The sequence below is a fragment of the Streptomyces lancefieldiae genome (assembly GCF_031845825.1).
Lineage (GTDB): Bacteria > Actinomycetota > Actinomycetes > Streptomycetales > Streptomycetaceae > Streptomyces > Streptomyces lancefieldiae.
Genome location: NZ_JAVRFH010000321.1, coordinates 1 through 458 on the forward strand (window position 1 = coordinate 1; position 458 = coordinate 458).

The 458-nt window shown below is 65.9% G+C and carries 1 protein-coding gene; it reads right to left on the reverse strand.

Annotation, left to right across the window (positions count from 1 at the left end):
• Positions 1 to 196: 196 nt before the first annotated feature.
• On the reverse strand, positions 197 to 458 hold a 262-nt coding region (locus RM812_RS42335; RefSeq protein ID WP_311586359.1), incomplete at its 5' end, for a hypothetical protein.

Genomic DNA, 458 nt, shown 5'->3' on the forward strand with positions numbered 1-458 from the left:
GGGCTGCGTCGTCGGCGCCGCATTCAGCGCCTCCGGCCACGCATTCGGCCCCGCCCGCTGCGTCTGCACCACCCGCTGCCGCACCGAGCCCGAGCCAGCCCGGCGGCCCGGTTCCGGTGGCACCTGAGGCTCCACGTCATTCCGGTGGGGACGATCTCTGGAAGCGGATGTAGCGCAGTTCGCAGCAAACATCTCTCTACGTCGTGAAGGCCTGCGGGTTCGTCGCCGAATCTGCGGTGGCCAGACGGTACATCTTCTTGCCTGCGCAGGCATTGCCCGCGAACTGACCGACCAACGCTGACGCGGTTTTGGCAAATGCCTCCCGTCGGCGCAGTCGGGTTGCGATCATCAAGAACGCCGGATTCCTCGCGGGGAGGGTCGAAGTGAAGATCGTGTGTGTCGGTGGGGGACCTGCCGGATTGTCGTTCGCGACCTTGATGAAGATGCGTGACCAGGCG